General features: G+C 72.5%; 17 protein-coding genes. 10 read left to right on the top strand and 7 right to left on the bottom strand.

What is annotated here, in order from left to right; translation table 11 throughout:
• Window positions 1-4: 4 nt before the first annotated feature.
• The 4 genes from AIF0345_RS16055 (at window position 5) to AIF0345_RS16040 (ending at window position 4,383) form a co-directional block, all read left to right on the top strand.
• Complete coding sequence (locus tag AIF0345_RS16055) at window positions 5-1,558, top strand: AAA family ATPase (RefSeq protein WP_285296714.1); 1,554 nt, start codon at window positions 5-7, stop codon at window positions 1,556-1,558.
• Between the two features lie 340 nt (window positions 1,559-1,898).
• Entirely contained in the window at window positions 1,899-2,957 is a 1,059-nt protein-coding gene (locus tag AIF0345_RS16050) for an LppP/LprE family lipoprotein (RefSeq protein ID WP_285296713.1), read from the top strand.
• 266 nt (window positions 2,958-3,223) lie between these two features.
• Window positions 3,224-3,601, top strand: coding sequence for a hypothetical protein (locus tag AIF0345_RS16045; RefSeq protein WP_285296712.1), 378 nt, complete (start codon window positions 3,224-3,226; stop codon window positions 3,599-3,601).
• A 170-nt stretch (window positions 3,602-3,771) separates the two neighbouring features.
• On the top strand, window positions 3,772-4,383 hold the full coding sequence (locus AIF0345_RS16040) for a hypothetical protein (RefSeq protein ID WP_285296711.1): 612 nt from the start codon (window positions 3,772-3,774) through the stop codon (window positions 4,381-4,383).
• 230 nt (window positions 4,384-4,613) lie between these two features.
• On the opposite strand, the gene AIF0345_RS16035 is transcribed toward AIF0345_RS16040, so the two are convergent.
• Window positions 4,614-5,249, bottom strand: a complete 636-nt coding sequence (locus AIF0345_RS16035; RefSeq protein ID WP_285296710.1) for a 4Fe-4S single cluster domain-containing protein — start codon at window positions 5,247-5,249, stop codon at window positions 4,614-4,616.
• A complete protein-coding gene (locus tag AIF0345_RS16030) occupies window positions 5,246-5,902 on the bottom strand; it encodes a ComEA family DNA-binding protein (RefSeq protein WP_285296709.1) in 657 nt (218 codons plus the stop codon). Before AIF0345_RS16030 ends, AIF0345_RS16035 begins: the two co-directional genes overlap by 4 nt.
• A 13-nt stretch (window positions 5,903-5,915) precedes the next feature.
• Between AIF0345_RS16030 and AIF0345_RS16025 the strand changes: the two genes are divergently transcribed.
• Window positions 5,916-6,176, top strand: a complete 261-nt coding sequence (locus tag AIF0345_RS16025; protein ID WP_285296708.1) for a hypothetical protein — start codon at window positions 5,916-5,918, stop codon at window positions 6,174-6,176.
• A 12-nt stretch (window positions 6,177-6,188) separates the two neighbouring features.
• On the opposite strand, the gene AIF0345_RS16020 is transcribed toward AIF0345_RS16025, so the two are convergent.
• The 5 genes from AIF0345_RS16020 to AIF0345_RS16000 all read right to left on the bottom strand — a co-directional run bounded on the left by AIF0345_RS16020 (window position 6,189) and on the right by AIF0345_RS16000 (window position 10,416).
• Window positions 6,189-6,407, bottom strand: coding sequence for a DUF2997 domain-containing protein (locus AIF0345_RS16020; protein WP_285296707.1), 219 nt, complete (start codon window positions 6,405-6,407; stop codon window positions 6,189-6,191).
• Window positions 6,404-6,859 carry a hypothetical protein gene (locus AIF0345_RS16015; protein ID WP_285296706.1) on the bottom strand — a complete coding sequence of 152 codons (456 nt, stop codon included), beginning with the start codon at window positions 6,857-6,859 and terminating at the stop codon, window positions 6,404-6,406. The genes AIF0345_RS16020 and AIF0345_RS16015 overlap by 4 nt, the downstream gene beginning before the upstream one ends.
• Before the next feature lie 11 nt (window positions 6,860-6,870).
• Complete coding sequence (locus AIF0345_RS16010) at window positions 6,871-8,526, bottom strand: AAA family ATPase (protein WP_285296705.1); 1,656 nt, start codon at window positions 8,524-8,526, stop codon at window positions 6,871-6,873.
• Window positions 8,527-8,815: 289 nt separating this feature from the next.
• Window positions 8,816-9,646 carry a hydroxymethylpyrimidine/phosphomethylpyrimidine kinase gene (locus AIF0345_RS16005; RefSeq protein WP_285296704.1) on the bottom strand — a complete coding sequence of 277 codons (831 nt, stop codon included), beginning with the start codon at window positions 9,644-9,646 and terminating at the stop codon, window positions 8,816-8,818.
• A gap of 155 nt (window positions 9,647-9,801) precedes the next feature.
• Window positions 9,802-10,416, bottom strand: a complete 615-nt coding sequence (locus AIF0345_RS16000; protein WP_285296703.1) for an NAD(P)-dependent oxidoreductase — start codon at window positions 10,414-10,416, stop codon at window positions 9,802-9,804.
• 102 nt (window positions 10,417-10,518) lie between these two features.
• Between AIF0345_RS16000 and AIF0345_RS15995 the strand changes: the two genes are divergently transcribed.
• The 5 genes from AIF0345_RS15995 to AIF0345_RS15975 all read left to right on the top strand — a co-directional run bounded on the left by AIF0345_RS15995 (window position 10,519) and on the right by AIF0345_RS15975 (window position 18,672).
• Window positions 10,519-11,097 carry a winged helix-turn-helix transcriptional regulator gene (locus AIF0345_RS15995; protein ID WP_285296702.1) on the top strand — a complete coding sequence of 193 codons (579 nt, stop codon included), beginning with the start codon at window positions 10,519-10,521 and terminating at the stop codon, window positions 11,095-11,097.
• Window positions 11,098-11,220: 123 nt separating this feature from the next.
• Window positions 11,221-12,696, top strand: coding sequence for a DUF3375 domain-containing protein (locus AIF0345_RS15990; RefSeq protein ID WP_285296701.1), 1,476 nt, complete (start codon window positions 11,221-11,223; stop codon window positions 12,694-12,696).
• Complete coding sequence (locus tag AIF0345_RS15985) at window positions 12,693-13,592, top strand: DUF4194 domain-containing protein (protein ID WP_285296700.1); 900 nt, start codon at window positions 12,693-12,695, stop codon at window positions 13,590-13,592. Before AIF0345_RS15990 ends, AIF0345_RS15985 begins: the two co-directional genes overlap by 4 nt.
• Window positions 13,589-17,344: an ATP-binding protein gene (locus tag AIF0345_RS15980; RefSeq protein WP_285296699.1), complete on the top strand. Its 3,756-nt coding sequence runs from the start codon at window positions 13,589-13,591 to the stop codon at window positions 17,342-17,344. The genes AIF0345_RS15985 and AIF0345_RS15980 overlap by 4 nt, the downstream gene beginning before the upstream one ends.
• Entirely contained in the window at window positions 17,341-18,672 is a 1,332-nt protein-coding gene (locus AIF0345_RS15975) for a DUF3322 and DUF2220 domain-containing protein (RefSeq protein WP_285296698.1), read from the top strand. Before AIF0345_RS15980 ends, AIF0345_RS15975 begins: the two co-directional genes overlap by 4 nt.
• The last annotated feature ends 7 nt before the right edge of the window (window positions 18,673-18,679 follow it).

The following is an 18,679-nucleotide window of genomic DNA, read 5'->3' as shown; positions in this document are numbered from 1 at the left end:
ACACATGGATGGACGACAGGCCGCCGACGAGGTGCGCCGTTTTCTCAAGGCCCGGGTCCCGGTCATTATCATCCGGACCGTCGAGCCGATGCGCGCGCTCGAGATCATCAACCAGATGGCCACCGAGTTCCGGCAGATGCCCTTCTTCTCGTACTCGCGCACCGAGGGGCTGCGGGAGGTGCTTTCGGGCTCGGCCGTGACGGAGGACCACTCCCTGGTGGCCGCGCTGGACCAGGCCCAGCAGACCTTCCGGGCGCGCGCCAACGTGAACTTCGTCTTCACCGACCTGGAGGACCTGGAGAACGACTCCCCGACCTCTCGGCACTTCTCCCAGCTCATCCACCTGGCGGAGCGGAACTCCTGCGCCATCGTCCTCATCGGCGACCGGCCCGTGTGGTCCGGCCTGAGCCGCCTGGGGATGACGACGACGCTGGACGTGCCCACCGTCGAGGAGCTCTACGAGGTCATCGGCTCCACCATCGAGCCCTACCGCATGAGCATGCCGATCGAGTGGCAGGACCTGGAGATCCACCGTGCCGCGGAGATCCTCAGCGGCGTCACGGAGGGGGAGGCCATCAACGTCATCTCCACCCTCCTGGCCAAGGAGGCCGTGCACAACGAGGACCTGGCGGAGCTCAGCCAGTTCAAGGACCGGATCTTCGGGGCCCTGGCGGGGCTCGAGCGCGTCCGCCTCCAGGAGGACTACAGGGTCGGCGGCCTGGAGAACCTCAAGGAGTGGCTGGCGGGCAAGCAGGGCCTCATGACCGGGGACCTGACCGGCTGGGGGGTCCGGCCGCCCAAGGGCGTCCTGCTGTGCGGGGTCCCCGGCTGCGGGAAGTCCCTGTCCGCCAAGGCGATCGCCCAGGAGTGGGAGCTGCCGCTCTACCGGCTGGACATGGCGGCGATCATGGGCATGTACGTCGGCGAGTCGGAGTCGCGGCTGCGCGAGGCCCTGGCGACGGCGGACCGCGCCGCCCCCTGCATCCTGTGGATTGACGAGATCGAGAAGGGGCTGGCCTCCGGCAGCGGCGACAGCTCGGTGACCAGGCGGCTCATCGGGCAGTTCCTGTTCTGGATGCAGGAGTCCACGGCGAAGGCGTTCCTCGTGGCGACGTCGAACGACGTCTCCACCCTGCCCCCGGAGCTGCTGCGCAAGGGGCGGTTCGACGAGGTCTTCTTCGTGGACCTGCCCACCGAGGAGGAGCGCGAGGAGATCCTGCGCCTGTGCTTCCGCCGCTACACGCGCTGCGAGCCGACGCTGGACCTGGTGCGGGACCTGGTCGTGCTGACCGAGGGCTTCGCGGGCTCCGACATCGACGCCGTCGTCAACGAGATCGCGGAGATCATGTACACCCAGCGGTCCCGCGTCCTTCCCGACGATCTGACGATCACCCGGCGGTTCCAGCGGGTGGTCCCCTTCTCCCGGTCCAACCCGGAGGACGTGGCCGCGATCCAGCAGTGGGGGCGCACCCGGGCCGTTCCCGCGGGGCGGGCTGAGCGGACCGACCCGGGGGTGGGGAGCACGACCAGCCGCCGTGTTGTGATGCGCGATCTGTGAGGTGCCGGCAGGCGGGCGGTATTCTTGGTTCTTAGCGCCGTTCTCGCGGCGGCATTGGGAATGCTGCCCGCCGGGGCCTCTGGCGATGAAGCGATGAAGCCTCAATGGAGAGGATGCGAATGCCCGTGTCTGTTCCGTACCTGTACCGCCTCGGCCCGGCGCGCCCATGCACGGGGCCCGCACGCCCACCGGGCGGGCCCGTAGACGGGACCTCGCCGCATGCGCCGGCGGCCTCCCGCACCGACAGCTCTGTCAATCTCGATCACCGGAGTCCGACATGTTGATGAAACTCGAGTCCGTCAGACCGTCTTCCGCTGTCCGTGTAAGACGCGGAATACGGGTGCTGCTTGTCATCGTCCTGTCGGCCATGGCGCTGGCGGGGTGCGGGTCGTCGCGGTCGTCGAAGGGGGGCGACGCCGGGGCGGACTCGCAGTCCGCCGCGACGGCGTCGGAGGAGGGCGCTGGCGCCACGACCGCCTGCGCCGACCTGACCGGCGAGCAGGCGCTGAAGAAGTGGGGGTCCATGGTTCCCACAGCCTGGAGCGACCTGGCGGCTGACGACCCGCGCAGCTGGGACTTCCAGGGGGCGCCGGTCGATACCTACGACCCGTGCGCGGGGCTGTCGTGGATCACGCTGAGCATTCACGACCCTGCCCTGTCCTCGCCCCGGCAGATCATGCTGTTCCACCACGGGGAGTTCGCCGGTACCGCCACGGCGCGGCCCTACGGGTTCGCGCCGAAGGTCAGCCGGACGTCGGACGACACCCTTTCCGTCACCTACACCTGGGCGCAGGACGGGGAGGAGCCCAAGTCCGCGTCGGGCAGCTGCACGGCGACGTACACCTGGGACGAGAGCTCCGGGGCGGCGACTCAAACGGGCGACCTGCCGCCCGAGAAGGAGCTCACGGCGACCGACCAGGCTCCGGCGCCGGTTCCCGGTGCCTTCCCGGGGGCCGGCGGGCCCAGGCCCGCGAACGCGGTGCCCATCACGGCCTTTTATAATTCGGGTGGGAACACTGGGCCCGCAATTATTGTCACCCCCTCGGGCAATATCGGCTGCGACATCAGCTTCAGTGAGTTCGAAGATACCGGGTGCGGCATACGCAGCTACCTTCAGGACCGTCCTTTTGGAGTTGACGAGATCGGGCACACTCTGTGGTGGGTCACCGGGTTCAACTCGGGCGGCCAGCCCCATATGGCCATGCGCGGGGGCGCGTCTTCCTATCAGCTGGGCCAGGAGAATCCCCAGCAGTACACGGCTCCCATGGTGGTCGACTACGGGCAGGTCGTGTACTACCGGACCATTGTGTGCGCCTCCGCCGAGAACGGCCTGACCTGCTGGAACACCGATACCGGCCACGGCGCCTTCATGAACCGCCAAACGACCCTCTTCTTCTGACCCCATCCCGGGGTCGCAGGACCGGGGCCGTGCTTGCGCTAGTAAGACGGCCGACAGATGTCGGTGGTGGAGTTCTGCCATCCGGATCGGCCGGAGAAATAGCAGGCAGTTGCCGGCGCCTAAAACGGGTCCTCCGGTTGCCGGGGTGCATGGCCGTGGGTGAGCGAAATATCGAACGTGGGGGCCGACGCCTCACAGGTTGCTGACGGCGCGCTAAAAGTATGAATTCGGGAGGTTCGTGAGTGAGCGGCTCAGTGCTTCATATTATGGTGGTTGTCGAGCCCGATCGTGCCACTTATCTGGATTGGTCGAGTCTGCGGCGCGAGGCCGTGGAGCGCGGTGCGATGATCTCTTTGCTGGAGATCTCCGAGTCGGGGCCGAGATGGATCGTGCCGGTCGGTCCGCCGGGTGAGGGTGCAGAGGTTCCCGCTGTCGTCCGTGACAGTGGGACGGTGGCGACGGGATCGGGTCCCGCAATCATAGGCAAGGCCTTCGAGGCGCAGGCGTCGGCGCCGACGATTCAGGCAACGGAGATACGGCTGCTCGGCGGCGAGCCTATCGAGCGCGAGCTCGCTGAAGAAGGTCGCTGCAATCTCTATGACGGTCTTCGACAACGGCGCGTTCCGGCCCAGCAGGTCGGCTGATCCCGCTCCTGCTCCCATACAGGCGCGAGACGCACCGGGAATGATGCCTCCCCCGCCCCCCGCCACATGTGCCCGCAGGCGAGTCATCCCCAGGGGCTGTTGCGCAGGCGCGGACGGCTCCGGCAGTTACCCGTGGGCGCACAAGGCTCCGACGGGGGCGACTGTGGGCGATGCTCGCCGCCGGCCTGGCGGCTGCTGTTGTCGCCAGCATTGTGGTGTACTTTGTGTTTTGGCCCCGTTATCCCGACACCTATCCCCTTGGCCCCTCCGACCTCGATTCGCTGGTTGTCGAGGTGACTGGTCAGCGCCTGGAGGCGCATGTGCCCGATACTGAGAACATAAAGGGCACATCTCCTTCGGTGTGCGGTGTGCTCGCTCAGATCGGCGTCGGAATGATTGCGTCTTCCGATCTTGAGTCGAAGGGCCCCGCTCATTATCAAGTGATGGGTGACCTGGATGGATCGGACAAGCCCTGGGCAGATGCCAGGCTGTTCGACTCCCCGGAGCGGGCGGGTGCCTTTGTGGATGAGATGGCCGCCGCGGTGCCTTCGTGCGGCACACTTTATCGACCGAACGACAGAGGCGCTCAATGGGCCGCTAGTGAGTTGACGCGAAGTGGCGATACTATCCGCTTCCTCTACGGAAGGACTGACCTCCCGAACCCTCTCGGCTCCGACTTGAGGCCGGTTGTGGTAAAGAGGTATGAGAACGCCGTATTCTTGCTGCTTTTCGATAGCGAGGACGAGGATCCTTCTTACGCGGACAGGATCCCATCGTCCTGATTGATGTCAGCACGGGTGTCCGGCCTGCCGCGCACGGCATAGAGCGGCCGGGCGGCCGGTGGGCTGTCGCGCTCACCGGCTTCGCCGACGTCGGGAACCGCTGCGTCCAGCGGCCGGCAGGTGTACTGCACAATGAGCGATCGAACCGATCTCGGCGCGGAACTCGACCGATCTCGGCGAAAGGGGAAGGGAGGGGACAGAGGAGGGGGCCGGGGACAGTCTCGGCCCGGTCAGGCGCGCGCCCTGGACGGGGGCTGCCGCCGCATGCCCTCGAGCAGGATCTCGAGCGAGGCCGCGTCGCTCCACCCGTTGACCTCGACGCGCCCGGAGGGGGCGACGTGGATCTCCAGCCGGTCGGGCAGGGCGGTCAGCGAGTCGACGAGCCCCGCGTAGCGGGCGGTGAGCGCGTGGAAGCGCTGGTTCGTGGATCCCGCCCAGGGCCGGGCCGTGTCGAGGCGGTCGACCTCGAAGCGGCCGTCGACGAGCAGGTCTGTGTGCTCCAGGAGCGCGGCGACGGCGGAGTCCCCGGCGGAGCGGAGGTCGTCGAGCTCGTAGCCGGTGAAGGTCATGACCGTCTGCCCACGGGACTGAACGAGTCGGGCCAGCTCGGCCAGAGGCTCCGGCTGCTCGAAGGGCTCGCCGCCGAGAAGGGTCAGTCCCTCGACGTCGAGGGGGATGCTCGCCAGCAGCCGCTCCGGCGTCGTCGTCCTGCCGCCGCGAGCTCCCCACAGGTGGGGGTTGAAGCAGCCGGGGCACCGGATGGTGCAGCCCTGGACCCAGAGTGCCGAGCGGGTGCCGGGGCCCTCCGCCTCGGTCCGTGCGACGAAGCGGGCGACCCGGGCGGACCGCGGGGCGGTCGGGGTCACAGGTCCAGAACGCGTCCGTGTCCCTGGGAGCCGGGGCGCGTGAACTCGCCGAAGACCACCCGGTCCTGGAGCGCGACGAGCTGGTGCGGCTGAAGTGACGCGGCCGACACGAGATCGTCCATGTCGCGGAAGCCGCCGCGCTCGCCGCGCGCGGCGACGATCCGCTCGACGTCGGCCTGGCCCAGCGCGGGCAGGGCGAGCAGGTTCTCGGCCGGGGCCGTGTTGATGTCGACGGGGCCGGATACCGGTGCGCTCACCGGTGTCGTCGGGGAGGACGACGCCGGCGGCGACGACATGGCCGGGGGCCGCTGCTCGGCCGGCTGAGGCGGCCTCTGAGCAGGAGCCGACGACGGCGCTGACCGCGGCGGAGCCGCGGGGGCCGGTTGAGCGGTCGGTCGGGCGGGGGCCGAGGAAGCCGGTGCCCACGAGCCCGTTCCAACCGGCTGCCCGTAGTACTGGCCCATGTCGACCTGGAGCGCCTGGGGCAGGGGAGCGGGCGAGGGGGTGACGGGAGCGCGGACCTGGGCGGACGTCGTCGTGGGGGATCCTGCGGTGAGGTAGTCCGAGGGTTGGGGAGCCAGGCCGTGCCGGACGCTGATCCGGTGAAGCTCGTCCTCGCGAGCGGCGACCTCTCTCAGGACAGTGTTCCTCACAATGAAGGCGTGGATGAGGGAGCCGAACCAGGTAAAGATGAGGAGGAGTGAGCCGATACCGTTCCAGATCGATGTCTTATCGCTACCAGCCATGAATATCGAGAAAAAGAGACCCGTTGTGACGACCGCCCATACGAGGACGGCGCGCCAGACGCCGGATGACTTCGCCTTCGCCCCGGCCCACAGCCAGCCGAGGATGGAGAAGACGCCGAAGCCGATTCCGACCACCAAGATCCATAATGAGTGCCATAATTTCCACAGTGCGGATTTCTGAGAGACGAGAGCGTCAATCCTGTCGAGTGGCAAGGGTCGCGCCTTCCTGGGTCGTGGTCTGAGTGGTGAAGTACTCGTCCGTGAACGCGCTGCGGACGGTGGTCGCCTCAAGAAGGTCCTCGAGCGCCCCGATCTGGGACAGGCACGTGCTCCCGGTGAAACCGATCGTCTCGGCGGTAATGGTGCCGTCCGGTGCCACCGACACCTTCAGCGCGCGTTTCTTGGCGCTCATTCGTGCTCGACCTCCATGACGAGGGTGACGACGCGATCGTCGTCGACGCTCTGAGACGTGACGCGCATGCCGGCCTGCGGGGCGCGCTCCTGCAGACGTCGGATGACCGCCTGCTGGACCTGGAGGCCGTAGGTGCGGTCCAGGTCCTCGATGAAGGCCCGGGCCCGCTCGGGCGCCCACGTCCGGGGGAAGCGCGCGGTCCACAGACCGGCGGCGTTCCGGCTCATGGTGACGCCGCCGGCGGCCGTCTCGGCGAGAAGCACGTCGTCGCCCCCCTGGCGCACGACGGCGCCGAGCTCCTGGAGGGACGCGGCGAGCAGGCCCCCGTCGCGCATCCGGGACTCGACGTGCATCTCGTTGCTCGCGGAAGCCCCGGCGGAACGCGCCTTGTAGGACTGCGTCGCGGCCGTAATGGCGATCGCCAGGGGGATGAGGACAATCTCGACACTCATGCGGCCACTCTTCAGAACTCGACGCGTCGGCCGGCCGGCTCGTTGCGCGCCGCCGGGGCCGCGCCCCCGGTGGGCGCCGTCGTCGGGTGGCCGGGAGAATGGAGGGGTGGCCCCGCGCTGCTGTCGCTCGCCGAGACGGCCCGCTCGCTCGCCCAGACCCGGATGCTCGCAAGGGACTCCGCCTGGGTGACACTCAGGGGCACCGACCGCTCCACCGCGAGGCGCAGGTCGCCCCCACGGATCTCGCGGCGCTCGGAGAAGGCGTCGAACAGCGCGGCGACGACGGCCTGCTCGATCTCCGCGCCGGAGAAGCCCTCGGTGACCGTCACCAGGTCGGCGCGCAGGGCGTCGTCGAATACGAAACCGGCGTGGTGCGGGGCCGCACCGATGTGCTTCCGCACGTGCAGGCTCCAGATCTGCTCGCGCTCACGGGGCGCGGGCAGGTCGACGAAGAAGATCTCGTCGAAGCGGCCCTTGCGCAGCAGCTCGGGAGGAAGGGACTGGACGTTGTTCGATGTGGCGATCACGAAGACGGGCGTCGTCTTCTCCTGCATCCAGGTCAGGAAGCTGCCGAAGACCCGCGAGGCGGTGCCCGAGTCGCCCGTGCTGCTAACGCCGGCGAAGCCCTTCTCGATCTCGTCGACCCACAGGACGGCCGGGGCGGCGGCCTCGGCGGAACGGATCGCCATGCGCAGGTTGGACTCGCTGGAGCCGACAATGCCCGAGAAGACCTTGCCGATGTCCAGGCGCAGCAGAGGCAGCCGCCATGTGGCGGCGATGGCCTTCGCGGTCAGCGACTTGCCGCAGCCGGGGACGCCGGTGATGAGCACGCCTCGCGGTGCGGGGATGCCGTACTCCTTGGCCTCCGCCAGCCACGAGCTGTCGCGGCGGGACAGCCAGCGCTTGAGGTTGTCGAGCCCGCCGACGCCGTCGAGGTCGATGTCGGTGTCGACGTACTCGAGCAGCCCGCTCTTGCGGACCGCCTGCTTCTTCTCCTGAAGGACGGTGTCCACGTCGCTCGCGTCCAGGACGCCGTCGGTGGCCATGGCCAGCGCGAGGGCGCCCTCGGCCTCCGACTCGGTCAGGCCGAGGGAGGCGCGCACCAGGCGGTCTCTGTCGGTCTCGGACAGGGAGATGTGCAGTCGGCGGTTCCCGGCGTTGGCGTCGATGAGATTGTCGAGGATCCGGCGCAGCGCCGTCTCATCGGGAAGCGGGAAGTCGAGGATGTGGATGTCCTTCTCGAGCTCCGGGGGGATCCTCAGGGTCGGCGCCACGACAATGAGCGTGCGCGGAAGGGCGCCGTTCTGGAAGTCCATGGACAGCTCGCGCAGCTTGCGGACGATCGCGGGATCGGCGGGGCGCGCCCCGTCCCCGAGGTGGGCGTGGAGGTCGAGGAAGGCGAAGGTGGCGGTGTGGTCGGTGTGCTGCGCGGCGTCGAGCGCGCGCAGGGGGTCGGTCGTCCCCGGAGCCGACTTGCCCTCCGGGTCCACGAGACCGGCGGTGATGCTCCACGTGTGGAGAGGGCGGGGCGAGGGGAGCAGCCCGCCGGGGCCCACGGTCGCCTGGATCTCGGCCAGGGCCCGGCGCTCCTCGAAGGTCTCCACGTACAGGATGGGGAAGCGCGCCTTCGCCAGGACGGCGAGGGAATCCTTGAATGACGTGGCCATCCGCGGGAACCTTTCGGGCAATTGGGTCGTCGTTAGGTGGGGCGGCCAGACGGCGACGCCAATACTGAGACTAGCCTATGGGCTCGATGCGGTGAAGAGCACACGCGGGCCGGGGGCTGCACAGCCAGCCCGGCCCGGCGGGAGCCGACGGTGCCCGGTTCGCGCTCCGCCGGACTCCCCGGACCGATCTCGGCGCGGAAATCGACCGATCTCGGCGAAGGGGACGGGCCGGGGCCTGCTCGGGCGTCCCGCGGGCAGCGCCCGGCCGACCGCTCTCGGCGACCAGCCCTCAGCTGGCGTACCAGCCCTGGTAGACGTAGGTGAAGGGGATGTTGCCGCGCATGCCGATGGAGGCCGAGACGACATCCTTCGCCGTGATGGCGGCCTGTAGCGGTGTCGCGCCCTTGGCCAGCTCGGCGGTCACGGCGGCGGCCAGCGTGCACCCCGCGCCGTGCACCCGCTCAGTCCCGACTGCCGGGACCTCCAGGACCTCCAGGGTCTCGCCGTCATAGAAGACGTCGAGGGCTGTGCCGGTGCCCAGGCTCGGACCCGCCTTGGCGAGCACGTTGGGCACGCCGTGGTCGTGGATGCGCCTGGCGGCGTCCTTGAGGTCGGCCACGCTCGTGATCTCCTCCATGCCGGCCAGGGTGGCCGACTCGAACAGGTTGGGGGTCACCATGGCGGCGCGCGGCAGGATCTTGGAGCGCAGCGCGTCGTCCACTGCGCGGGCTGAGGCGAGCTCCTGGCCCTTGCAGATGAGCACCGGGTCCAGGACCACGTTGGGGAACCGGTACTCCTCCAGGGCCGCATCGACGACGTCGATCGTGGCGGCGGTGCCGAGCATGCCGATCTTGACGGCGTCGATCGCCGTGTGGACGCCCGCGCAGGCCTCGATCTGGTCGTGGATGACCTGCGGGTCCACCGGCACGAAGCGGTGGTCCCAGCCGGCCTTCGGGTCCATGGAGACGATGCAGGTCAGGGCCGTGCAGCCGAAGACGCCCAGCTGGTGGAAGGTCTTGAGGTCGGTCTGGGCGCCGGCGCCGCCGGAGGCCTCCGATCCGGCGATGGCGAGGGCGATGGGCGGAGTGGTCCGCTGGGGGGTGTCGGGCGTGGCTGTCATGCCACTAGCGTGCCCTGTGACCTTGGTCCGCCGCTAATCGGGCCGCCCCGCCGGCCCCGCCGGTGTTGCCAGGTGGTCGAGATAGACATTTTCGTACGAGGTAGACGGTGACACCGTCTACCTCGTACGAAAATGTCTATCTCGACGCGGTGCGCTCAGGCGCCGGCGACGGTGAAGCGCCTCCCGCGGTGGGCGTCCCGCTCCGCCTCGTCGACCAGGGCGAGGGCCATGTCGGCGGCGGACAGCATCTCACCGACCGGCGAGTCGGAGCCGCTGATGTAGGCGCCGCTCGACTCCGCGACCGGATAGTCCGGCGCGGGCGAGACCAGGGTCCACGCCACCGCGTCGCCCGCGGCGCGGAAGAGCTCGAGGACCTCGGCCAGGGCCAGGGCCTCGCCCCGGTAGTCCTCGGGGAAGGCGGGGTCGTCCACCAGGCGGCGGCCGTCCGCGTCGAGCAGCGACCCGGCCCCGCCGACGACGACGAGACGGCCGGTCGGCCGCGCCGCGATGAGCGCCGCGAAGGCGTCGACCAGGGGCTGGGCAGGCCCGCCCGTGCGGTCGGGGGAGACGGCGATGACGGTGGCGTCGGCGGCGTTGACCAGCTCGACGGCGGCGGGGGTGTTGGCGAGGTCGGCGACGACGTCGGCGGCCGCGCCCTCGGCGTGCGTTCCCGAGCGGGTGACCGAGGTGACGGTGTGGCCGCGGCGGGCGGCCTCGGCGACGACGGCCGATCCGGTGGCGCCGCTTCCTCCGATGACGGTGATCTTCATGGATGCTCCTGAAAGCGAGGGTGCGGGGGCGAGTCGCCCGTAGTAGCATCATCATGGTATGTTTCAGATATGAAGTACCTCAAGGTAACTAAGGGGGATGGTGTGTCGCAGCGTGCACGGGACCCGGCGGTCGCGGCCGGCCGGGGCGGAGAGGGCGCTAGGGCCGCCGAGGGCGCCAGGGCCGGCGGTGACGGCAGGAGCACCGGAAGCGGGAAGAACGCCGGTGACAGCAGGGTCGCCGGGAGCGGCGGTGGTACCGGGAGCGCCGGGAGCGCCAGGACCGAGCGCGGCCCCCTCGGCGCCCCTCTCAATGACTACGACATCCTGGCCCCGGCCTGCCCCTCGCGCACGGTGCTGCGGCACGTCGTCGACCGGTGGACGCCGCTCGTCGTCGCCGTCCTGGCCCGCGGCCCGCACCGCTTCGGCGAGCTGCGCGCCGCCGTCGGCGGCATCACCCCCAAGGTGCTCACCGAGACCCTGCGCTCCATGGAGCGAGACGGGCTCGTCACCCGCGACCAGGCGCCCGGCGTGCCGCCGCGCGTCGACTACGCGCTCACCCCGCTCGGCACCACCCTGGCCGAGCCCATGGGCGCCCTGCGGGCCTGGGCCGAGGGACACGCCGAGGAGGTCCTGGGCAACCGGGCCCGGTACGACGCCGTCGTGCGCGACGGCGCGCGGTGAGACGGCCGATCGCCGCGCGAGATCCGCCCCCGTGCCGGTGGTAGTCGCTACGCTCGTACCGGTAACGGTCCGGCAACGGGCGGGCGTCCCGAGCCGGCGAGGCGCACAACGAGGAGGTGGGCGATGGGAACCCAGGGCGTCGTCGCGGACGCGCTCCGGCTCACGCGCCTGGCGCGCGAGGACCCGGGCCTGGCTCTCCTGCGCACCGACCTGGGCCCCATGGCCGCCGCGATCCTCGCCGAGCACCTGGGCGGGCAGGTGCGCCGCAGGCCCGTGGCCGAGCTTCACGAGCTGGTCGATGAGGACCTGACCGCCCTGCGCGAGGCGGGCGTGGAGGCCTCGCGCATCGCCCGGGCCTACTGCGACCAGTGGCGCCGAGCCGGTGTCCTGGTGCGCTCGGCCGCCCCCGGCGCCCGGGAGGAGACCTACGAGTTGTCCGCCCCCGCCGAGGCCGCCATCCGCTTCCTGGTGCACTCCGAGCGCCCCCGCGCCGTCGTCACCCAGTCGCGCCTGGCCACCATCTCCGCGCAGGTGAGCCGCCTGGCCCGCGACTCCGACCCCACCGCCTCGGGGCGCCTGAGCGCCCTGCGCGCCGAGCGCGACGCCCTGGACGCCGAGATCGCGCGGGCCGAGGCCGGCGAGTTCACCCCGCTCGACGGGCCGGAGGCCGCCGAGCGCCTGGCCGAGATCGTCGCCCTGGCCGAGCAGATCCCCGGGGACTTCGCCCGCGTGCGCAACGAGATCACGGTCCTCAACCGCTCCCTGCGCGAGCGCATCGTCTCCCTGGACTCCTCGCGCGGAGAGGTTCTCGACGACGTCTTCCGCGGGGTCGACCGCATCGAGAGCTCGGAGGCCGGCCGCTCCTTCCTCGGCTTCCACGAGCTGCTCATGGACCCGGAGTCCTCCGCCCGCCTGGACGAGGACCTGGAGACGGTCCTCGACCGCGACTTCACCGCCCGCCTGCCGGACGCCGACCTGCGCTTCCTGCGCCGCTGGCGCTCCGCCCTCGCCCAGGAGTCGGCCTCGGTGCGCCGCACCATGACCGGCCTGTCCCGCTCACTCAACCGCTTCGTCAGGTCGCGCGCCTTCGAGGAGCACCGCAGGCTCGGCGCCGAGCTCGCCGAGGCCCAGCGCCTGGCCGCCCGCGTCGCCGCCCACACGCCCCCGCAGACCCAGCTGGGCGTCGACCTTGCACTCACCAGCGTCCCCATGGCCTCCATCGGCTCGTGGCGCATGCGCAACCCCGCCGACACGGCCGTCACCGAGGAGATCCGCAGCCACGAGGCCGCCCGCCTCGACCTGGAGGAGGTGCGCCGGGTCGTGCGCGCCAGCGAGATCGACCTGGCCGAGCTCGTCGACTCCGTCGAGGCGGTCCTGGCCGAGCGCGGCGCGGCCACTGTCGGGGAGGTCCTGGCCGACCGCCCCGCCACCCAGGGGCTGGCCAGCGTCGTGGGCCTGCTGCTCCTGGCCCGTCGTCGGGGCCAGGAGGTCGCCGGGGACGAGGCCGTGGCCTGGACGACCTCCAGCGGCAGGCGGCGCTCGGCCCGCATCCCCCGCTTCCTGTTCACCGACCGCACCGAGAAGTCAGGAGACGCATGAGTGCCCATGTCGCACCGGCCCAGGACGCATCGGGTCAGGACCCGCCGGCTCAGGCCGGATGCGCCAACCCCGGCGCGCTGTGGGACGGCGACCCGGGCTCGCTGCCCCGAGGCACCCGGCGCACCCTCGTGCGCCTCCTCCAGGGGCCCTACCTCACCGCCGAGCTCCACCCCGAGCTGTGGAACTCCCTGCTGGCCGACGAGGCCGCCATACGACGCCGTCTGGGCGACCTCTTCCTGGAGCTCGTCCTGGACCGGGAGGCGGGCCTGGCCTTCACCCGCAACGCCCACGACCCCACCGGCGAGTCCCCCTCGGTCATGCGCACCCTGCCGCTGACCCTGGTCGACACCGTCCTGCTGCTCCACCTGCGCACCCTGCTGCTGCGCACGACGACGCCGGGCGAGCGCGTCTTCGTGGACCGCGGCGAGATCGACGACCACCTGGCCGTCTACCGCCCGCACGTGTCCACCGACCACTCCGGGTTCATGCGCCGCGTGAGCTCCTCGATCGACAAGCTCAAGCGGGCCTCCCTCCTGCGCGAGACCGACGTGCCCGAGCGCTACGAGATCTCCCCGGTGCTGGCCCTGGTCTTCTCCGCCGACGAGGTCGCCGCCGTGGCCGCCGAGTACCGCCGGCTGCTGGGCGAGGACGGCGGCGGGGACGACGGAGCCGGGAATGCCTCGGACGGCGGCGGGGACGGCCGGGCCGACGGCGGCGGGGAGGGCGGCTCCCTCGACGACGGCGCCGGCCCCTCCGGCGGAGGGCCCCGGGCCAATGGCGGCGGCACCTCCGACGCCGGACGCCGGGCCGCCGGTCCCGGACGCCGGGCCGCCTCCCCGCAGGAGGCCGGCGGCCCGGGCGATGAGGGCGCACCGGGGGAGAGGAGCGAGCTATGAGCCTGGCAGCAGGCCCAGCCGGTGCGGCAGCAGGCCCGGCTTCCGCAGCAGGCCCGGCGACCGGCCCGACCGGCCCGGCAGCCGTTTCCCTGCCCGCACCGCAGACCGACTCCCAGCACCGCCTGGCCCGCATCCAGGTCTACAACTGGGGCACCTTCTCCGGCCACCACGACCTGACGGTTCCGCGCGGCGGGCTCCTGCTGACCGGCCCCTCGGGCTCGGGGAAGTCCTCTCTGCTGGACGCCCTGTCGGCCGTCCTCGTGCCGGCCAAGAACCTGCGCTTCAACGCGGCGGCCCAGGAGTCCTCCACAGGCGACCGCTCCCGCTCCGTGCTGAGTTACGTGCGCGGCGCCTACCGGCGCAGCGCCGACGAGATCACCGGCGAGGTCGTCACCGACTACCTGCGCCCGCGCGCCACCCGCAGCGGCATCGCCCTGACCTTCACGCGCCTGCGCCCCGAGGAGACCATCACCCTGGTCAAGCTCTACCACGCCAGGCAGGGCTCGGCCTCCGCCGACTCGGTGACCCAGACCCAGCTGCTCGTCGAGGGCGGCATTGACCTCACCGACCTCATGGAGTACCTGGCCAACGGCATCGACAAGCGCGCCCTGAGCCGCGACCTGAAGGGGCGCGCCACCCGCTTCGAGCGCTACGAGGCCTTCGCCGCCCGCTTCAGACGGCGCCTAGGCCTGTCCGGCGAGGTCGCCCAGCGCCTGCTCCACCGCACCCAGTCCGCCAAGAACCTCTCCAGCCTGGACACCCTCCTGCGCGACTTCATGCTCGACGAGCCGGACACCTTCGCCATGGCGGCCGCCGCCGTCGAGCAGTTCGCCGAGCTGCGCGAGGCCCACGCCTCCGTCGTCGAGGCCCGCAACCAGGAGGCGCTGCTCTCCCCGCTGCGCGCCCTCGAGGAGCGCATCGCCGAGGCGCGCCGCAGCCAGGAGCGCACCGAGCAGCTGCGCGCCGCCATCGACCCCTACCTGGAGCGGCTCAAGACGAGCCTCCACGAGCAGACCGCCGACACGGCCCGCCGCGCCCTGGACCGCCTCGCCGACGAGCTCGCCACCGCCCGCCGCTCCGAGGCCGACGCTCGCCGGGAGCGGGAGGCCGCCTGCCTCGCCCTGGCCGGCGGCGTCGGGGAGGACCTGCCGGCCCTGGACGCCCGCCTGGAGGCGGCCCGCCAGACCGTCGAGCACATCGCCCAGGCCCGGGGCTTCCTCGACGCCCAGCTGAGCATCCTGGGCGCCTCCACGCCGGGGGAGGGCGCCGCCTTCGCCGAGCTGCAGCGCACCGCGGCGAAGGAGATCGAGCGCGCCGAGCGCGCCGAGGGCGAGCAGGACGATGCCCGCAGCGCCCTGCGCGCCGAGCAGATCGCCCTGGTCGAGCAGCGCCGCGAGCTGCGCGAGCGCGCCGAGCAGGTCACCGCCTCGCGCTCGGCCATGAGCGCGGACCTGCTGCGCGCCCGGGACACCATCGCCCACGCCGTCGGGCAGGCGCCCGCCGCCCTGCCCTTCGCCGGGGAGGTCCTCGAGCTCGTCCCCGGCCAGGAGGAGTGGCGCGTCGCCGTCGAGACCGTCGTCGCCCCCTTCGCCCGCACCATGCTCGTCCCCGAGCACCTCTACCGGAAGGTCGCCGACGCCGTGGACGCCAGGAGGCTGCGCGCCCGCCTCGCCTACGAGCGCATGGCCCCCGCCCGGCGCGTCCGCCCCGTGGGCGCCGACGCCCTGGCCCGCCGCATCCGGCCCCGCCCCGGCTCCGAGCACGCCGGGTGGCTCGACGCCGAGATCATGCGCCGCTTCGACCACGCCTGCGTCCGGGACGCGCGCGACCTGGTCGGCCTGGACCGGGGGGTCACCCGCGCCGGGCAGGTCAAGTCCTCGCGCACCAGCCACCTCAAGGACGACCGCCGCGACCTGACCGACCCGCGCAACTGGACGGTCGGAGTCGACCCCGCCGAGCGCCTCGACCAGGTCGTCGCCGAGGGCCGGCGGGTCTCGGCCCGCCTGGACGCCATTGACGTCGAGCTCGCCGCGCTGGACCGGGCGCGGTCGGCCGCCCGGGAGCGCCGCGACGCGTGCCTGCGCATCCTGGAGGCCACCTGGGAGCAGGTCGACATCGACGGCGCCCGGGCCCGCGAGGCCGACCTGGTCGCCCAGCGCGCCCGCGCCGCGGAGGCGCTGCCGGGCCTGGCCGAGCTCGAGTCGCGCGCCGCGGCCGCGTCCCTGGCCGAGGACAGGGCCAGGGACGCGGTCCTCCGGCTCGCCGGGGAGGAGCAGGTCCAGCGCTCGCGGCTGGAGGACGCCGAGGCCGCTCTGGCCGGGATCGCCCGACGACGCCGGGAGCGGGAGGAGGAGCGGGTGCGCGCCGAGGCCGCCGGCGGGGCTGGTCGCTCCGGCGGGGCCCGCTTCGACGGCGGGGCCCGCGGGGCCGGCCGGCGCGATGAGGGCCGAGCCCGCTCCGGCGGTGCCCGTGCCGACGGTGCCGGCCCCCGCTGGTCCGACCTTCCCCAGGCGCAGCGGGAGGCCCTCTTCGCCGACCTGGAGCAGCGGTTCCGCTCGCGCCGCCGCCACGCGGGGCTGGCGGAGGTGGACACCACCGCCCGCGAGGTCGAGCAGCAGATCGCCTACGAGAACCAGCGCGCCTCCCAGGCCGAGAGCCGCGGCCTGGGCGAGGCCCGCGCCATTATGGTGCGCTTCTCCGAGCGCTGGCCCGTCCCGGGCAGCGAGGTGCGCCCGGAGGCGGCCTTCCTGGGCGACTACCTCGACCTGCTGGACCGCCTCCAGAGCGACGGCCTGCCCCGCTTCGAGCGCCGCTTCGCCGAGCTCCTCCACAACCAGTCCCGGCAGAACGTCGGCCAGCTCGCCAGCGAGGTGCGGCGCGCCGTCAGCCAGGTCAGGAGCCGCATCGGCCCGGTCAACGACGCCCTGCGCGCCACCGAGTACTCCCCGGGCCACCACCTGCACATCGAGGTGGCCGAGCGGCGGCTGCCCGTCGTCCACGACTTCCTGACGGACCTGGCCACCATCGCCGCCGGCAGCCTCGACCTGGCCGACGAGACCACCGAGGAGGCCGAGGCGCGCTTCGCCGTCCTCAACTCCGTCATGACGCGCCTGGGCTCGACCGACCCCCGCGACGAGACGTGGAGGCGCCAGTGCCTGGACACCCGCCTGCACGTGTCCTTCACCGCCGTGGAGCGCGACGCCTCGGGCATCGCCGTCGACTACTACGAGGGGGCCGCGGGCCTGTCGGGCGGGCAGCGCCAGAAGCTCGTCGTCTTCTGCCTGGCGGCCGCGCTGCGCTACCAGCTCACCGAGCCCGGGCAGGCGCTGCCCGGGTACGCGCTGGTGGTCCTCGACGAGGCCTTCGACAAGACCGACGCCGAGTTCACCCGGGCCGGCCTGGACGTCTTCCGCGGCTTCGGCTTCCAGCTCCTCCTGGCCACGCCCATGAAGATGCTCCAGACCCTGGAGGACCACGTCGGGGGCGCCGCCATGGTCACCAACTCCCCGGCCGGCGACGACTCCCGCCTGGCCGCCGTCCTGTTCGACGGGCCGAACGAGGCCGAGCTGCGGCCCGCGGGCCCGGTCACCCGCACCACGCCGGCGGTTCGGGCCCGGCAGGCGGCCGAGGAGGCGCCCGCCGGGAGCAGCGCCCGCAGCGCGCACCGGGCGTCCTGGGCCCCCGCCGCCCCCGGGGCGGGAGCCCCGCCGGACACCGGCGACCTCTTCGAGGCCCTCGCCGAGAAGACGTGAGGACCCCGCAGGACCTGCGCTCCCGGGCCGCGGCGGCCTACCGGCGGTCGGCGGCCGCCTGGGCAGTCGACCCGGAGGCGGCCGAAAGCGCGCGACTCGTGCTCGGGCTCGCCCCGCCCACCGAGCGCGAGGCCCTGGCCGGCGCCCAGGCCGTCGCCGACTGGGCGGCGGCCTGGCGGGTGCGGGAGGCCGGCCGCGACGTCGTCGTCGAGCGCCGCACGCGCAGCTGGGCCTCGCTGGGGGCGCAGCAGGTCCCCGTGCGGGCCGTGCTCACGGGCGCCGACGCCATCGCCTCGGCTGCCGGACGCGCGGACGACTGGGCGCGCGCCCGCGACCGCGCGGCCCGGCTGCTCGCCCTGGGGCGGGCGCACGGGGCGGGAGGCGGAGCGGAGCGGACGGCGCTCGCGGCGGCGGTGCGCTCGGTCATAGGGGCCGTGGCCTCCTACGAGAACGACGACGTCGAGCGCCTGCTGGCCGCCCTGGCCTGGCTCGCCGACAACGACGCCTCGGGCCTCTACCTCAGACAGATCCCCATCGCGGGCATGGACTCCAAGTGGCTGGAGCGCCACAGACGGGTCCTGCGCGTCCTCGTGCCGGTGCTGCGCGGGCTGGACACCCGGGCCGGGGCGAACGGTCCCGCGGGCGCGCCCGGCCCCGCTGCGCCCGGCGGCCTGGAGGAGGCGCTCGGGCTGCGGCCGCTGCCCGCCGTCTGCCGCATCCGCCTGCTCGACCGCGGTCTCGTCCCCGGGGCGCCGCGGGACATGAGCGCCCCGATCGAGCAGATCGACCGTCTCTGGGCGGCGCCGTCGGCCGGTGCCGCGCCACCGGTCCCGGCTGCACAGCGGGCGGCAGCACTGCCGCCGCACCCGCCGGGCGGGCCGGAGGCGGTCGTCGTCGTGGAGAACCTGGCGACCTTCCTCGCCCTCGAGGAGCGCCCGGGCGCCGTAGCGGTGTGGGGGCACGGCTACTCGGCCGCCGCCCTGGCGCGGATCGGCTGGCTGCGCGGGGCGCGCACCCTGGTCTACTGGGGGGACCTCGACGTCGATGGGCTGCGCATCCTGGCCGCGCTGCGCACCGCGGCGCCCCGCGCCCGCTCCCTGGCCATGGACGGGGAGACCCTGCGGCGGTGGCGGCACCTGGCCGTCCCCGACCCCGGCTCGGGCGCCAGGAGCCCCTCGGGCGCCGCCTCACTGCGCCCGCCGGACCGTCTGACCGCGCCCGAGCGGGAGGCCTGGGAGATGCTGGTGGACAGGGGGCTGCGCCTGGAGCAGGAGCGCCTCGCCTGGGACTGGGCCTGCGTACGGCTCGACGCCGCCCTGCGGGCGTAGCGTCGCT

This window comes from Actinomyces israelii, from assembly GCF_030253495.1.
Classification (GTDB): Bacteria; Actinomycetota; Actinomycetes; order Actinomycetales; family Actinomycetaceae; genus Actinomyces; species Actinomyces israelii.
This window is presented reverse-complemented; position numbering and strand designations above follow the sequence as displayed.

What these genes read in the sequence shown, in the direction of transcription:
- AIF0345_RS16010 (WP_285296705.1), bottom strand. Translation starts at nt 8,526, where the DNA reads ATGGCCACGTCATTCAAGGATTCCCTCGCCGTCCTGGCGAAGGCGCGC.
- AIF0345_RS16000 (WP_285296703.1), bottom strand. Translation starts at nt 10,416, where the DNA reads ATGAAGATCACCGTCATCGGAGGAAGCGGCGCCACCGGATCGGCCGTC.
- AIF0345_RS16015 (WP_285296706.1), bottom strand. Translation starts at nt 6,859, where the DNA reads ATGAGTGTCGAGATTGTCCTCATCCCCCTGGCGATCGCCATTACGGCC.
- AIF0345_RS16025 (WP_285296708.1), top strand. Translation starts at nt 5,916, where the DNA reads ATGAGGGAGCCGAACCAGGTAAAGATGAGGAGGAGTGAGCCGATACCG.
- AIF0345_RS16020 (WP_285296707.1), bottom strand. Translation starts at nt 6,407, where the DNA reads ATGAGCGCCAAGAAACGCGCGCTGAAGGTGTCGGTGGCACCGGACGGC.
- AIF0345_RS16005 (WP_285296704.1), bottom strand. Translation starts at nt 9,646, where the DNA reads ATGACAGCCACGCCCGACACCCCCCAGCGGACCACTCCGCCCATCGCC.
- AIF0345_RS16040 (WP_285296711.1), top strand. Translation starts at nt 3,772, where the DNA reads ATGCTCGCCGCCGGCCTGGCGGCTGCTGTTGTCGCCAGCATTGTGGTG.
- AIF0345_RS15985 (WP_285296700.1), top strand. Translation starts at nt 12,693, where the DNA reads ATGAGTGCCCATGTCGCACCGGCCCAGGACGCATCGGGTCAGGACCCG.
- AIF0345_RS16055 (WP_285296714.1), top strand. Translation starts at nt 5, where the DNA reads ATGGATGGACGACAGGCCGCCGACGAGGTGCGCCGTTTTCTCAAGGCC.
- AIF0345_RS16045 (WP_285296712.1), top strand. Translation starts at nt 3,224, where the DNA reads ATGGTGGTTGTCGAGCCCGATCGTGCCACTTATCTGGATTGGTCGAGT.
- AIF0345_RS15990 (WP_285296701.1), top strand. Translation starts at nt 11,221, where the DNA reads ATGGGAACCCAGGGCGTCGTCGCGGACGCGCTCCGGCTCACGCGCCTG.
- AIF0345_RS15980 (WP_285296699.1), top strand. Translation starts at nt 13,589, where the DNA reads ATGAGCCTGGCAGCAGGCCCAGCCGGTGCGGCAGCAGGCCCGGCTTCC.